Here is a 2531-nt window from a genome sequence, read left to right on the forward strand (position 1 = left end):
CCCACGTCGTGTTTTGGGCTACCATACGCCGTCAGAGCTATTTGATGCATTCCTCGATGAAGTTTATGCTATTGAGTGTGTTTCTTGATTATAGTTGTTCAAATTCAACTTGCAATTTACCATGTATAAAATTGGACGATTGATGAAGAAACTTGAACTGAATAAAGGATGTGGAAACCTGTGATAGGTAAAGGAACCCAGGTCGCACTGGACATGTATCGCTGTCTGGAAGATGTGGTCTACGACAAAGACAAAATCAAGGCCATTTTGGAAATGGCAGCCCAAAAATTCGACATGCGCGAACTGGCCGTCCATCTGACGGATAATGAAATGGATGAAGAATTTTGCTACGTAATGCTCTGTGACAACGGTCACATTTTCCTGCACGTATTCCCCGCCCAGGGCTACGCTGCAGCAGACGTATTCACCCTGGATTCCGGGGCCGACCCCGAAGAACTGGCCATCTTCCTGCGCAAGGAATTTGGACCCGACCAGGCCAAACTCACCATGATTACCCGCGGCGACTTCGGTAACGTCAGCGACATGAAACCCCGCCGGCAGAAAATTGTCAAACCCATTCGCCGGGCAAAAAATGCCGGGGCCACCCTGAAGAAATTCATGATGCTGAACAAGAATTCTTCAAACTAACCCCTTAAAAAGAGGCTTCCATAGCCTCTTTTTTCACTATAGGACAGAAAAGGATGTATGGAGTATGAACTATTTGCTATGGGATATCGACGGTACCCTGCTGCTCACCAACTACGCAGGCGTCTCCGCCATGAAGGCCACCATCAACGACCTGTACGGACTGGACAACTTTGAATTTACCTACAGCATGGCCGGCCGCACAGATACCTATATCGCCCGGAAAGCCATCACCGGCATCCAGGGCCACTGCACCCAGGAAGAAGTGGAAACCATGCTGCAGGCCTACGCCAAACGCCTGCCGGATTTCCTGGTAGCCAAAAAAGGCCACCTGCTCCCCCACGTCAAAGAAAGCCTGGAATGGGCAGAGAAAACCCCCGGCTACACCTCCCTGCTGCTCACCGGCAACTGCGAACCCGCAGCCCGCTCCAAACTGTCCTACTTCGGCATCGGAGGCGATTTCGACTACAGCCTCAGCGCCTTTGGCGAAATCAGTGAACTCCGAGACGACCTGTCCACCGCCCTGTGGCACAAAATCAAAGCCCAGGACCCGGACGTCACCCCCTCCCAGCTCATCGTCATCGGCGATACCCCCCACGACATAACCTGCGCCGCCGCCATCGGCGCCCGCAGCCTGATTATCCTCACCGGCTCCAGCTACACCCGGGAAGACCTGGAAGCCTGCCACCCCTGGAAAATCATCCAGGAACTTCCCGCAGACCCCCAGGAACTGGCAGCAGCCCTAGCCTAGGAAGGAGGCAGCCTATGAAACTCAAATCCCTACTGCTGGGCCTTGGCCTGGCATTCAGCGTCACCACCAGCGCCCTGGCCTTTTCCCAGGCCGACGTGGATAAGCTCAATAACACCGGCTCCTGCCCCGGCGGAGACCTGCGGGGCGCCTACCTCCACGGCGCAGACCTGACCGGCGCAGACCTGACCGGCGCAGACCTCAGCTACGCCAACCTGTCCAGCGCCGTCTTGGAAAACGCCAAACTCCAGCACGCAGACCTGGAAAAAGCCAACCTGTGGAACGCCTACATGGCCGGCGCCAAACTGGACTACGCCAACCTGACCAACGCCAACCTGGCTCATACCGTACTAAACCGCAGCTCCCTGGTAGGCATCACCGGCTACCGCGCCAACTTTACCCATGCCCTCCTCACCTTCTCCAACCTCTATACCGCCGACCTGAGAGAAAGCACCTTCGACTACGCCAACGCCTCCCTGGCCAACTTCTACTCCGCCAACCTGGCAAGAAGCTGGTTCTTTAATACCCAGCTCCGCGGCGCCAACCTGACCAGCGCCAATTTGTACAACGCCAAAATCAACGGCGCCACCATGGTAGAAGCCATCCTGAGAAGCGCCAACCTAAGAAGCGCCATCTTGGACGACAGCAACCTCAGCAAAGCCGATCTGACCCACGCCACCTTCGACGACGCCAGCCTCCTCCATACCAATTTAGAAGATACCAAATTCAACGCCTCCGACCTGGACACCGTCTATCGAAAATAAACCAAATAACCAAACCCATATAGTAAAAAACCAGCCAGACAAAATGACCCCATTTTGCCTGACTGGTTTTGTTTAGATAGGAACGAAGTAAGCAATGCCACAGGCTTTGCAGGTTAGAAGAACTGCCTACATTTCAGCACTAACCCCATTCAGCACACGACCAGTAGTGGCCTAAGAATGCCTCTTTCAAGCGTGAAAGAGGTGGCAGCCGCTAGGCTGACGGAGAAAGTTCAATTCAATGGCCCAGAGGGCGCCCATAGCTCTCGCCTTTAGCATTCTGGTAATATGTCAAGCATATTTTTTTTAAGATATTCTATGTATTAATCAAAAAAAGGGCGCACTTCACCTGCACCCGATGTTGCTTCAAAAAAAAC

At 53.5% G+C, this 2531-nt stretch carries 3 protein-coding genes; all 3 read left to right on the plus strand.

Annotation, left to right across the window (positions count from 1 at the left end):
• Positions 1–180 precede the first annotated feature (180 nt).
• The 3 genes from C7E10_RS11850 to C7E10_RS11860 all read left to right on the plus strand — a co-directional run bounded on the left by C7E10_RS11850 (position 181) and on the right by C7E10_RS11860 (position 2157).
• Positions 181–648 (plus strand): S-adenosylmethionine decarboxylase family protein, encoded by a 468-nt coding sequence (locus C7E10_RS11850; RefSeq protein ID WP_105327523.1) that lies wholly within the window; start codon positions 181–183, stop codon positions 646–648.
• A gap of 64 nt (positions 649–712) precedes the next feature.
• Positions 713–1396, plus strand: a complete 684-nt coding sequence (locus tag C7E10_RS11855) for an HAD family hydrolase (protein ID WP_105327524.1) — start codon at positions 713–715, stop codon at positions 1394–1396.
• Between the two features lie 14 nt (positions 1397–1410).
• Positions 1411–2157: a pentapeptide repeat-containing protein gene (locus C7E10_RS11860; protein ID WP_105327525.1), complete on the plus strand. Its 747-nt coding sequence runs from the start codon at positions 1411–1413 to the stop codon at positions 2155–2157.
• The last annotated feature ends 374 nt before the right edge of the window (positions 2158–2531 follow it).

The organism is Acidaminococcus hominis (assembly GCF_900291475.1).
In the GTDB taxonomy this organism is placed as follows: Bacteria; Bacillota; Negativicutes; order Acidaminococcales; family Acidaminococcaceae; genus Acidaminococcus; species Acidaminococcus hominis.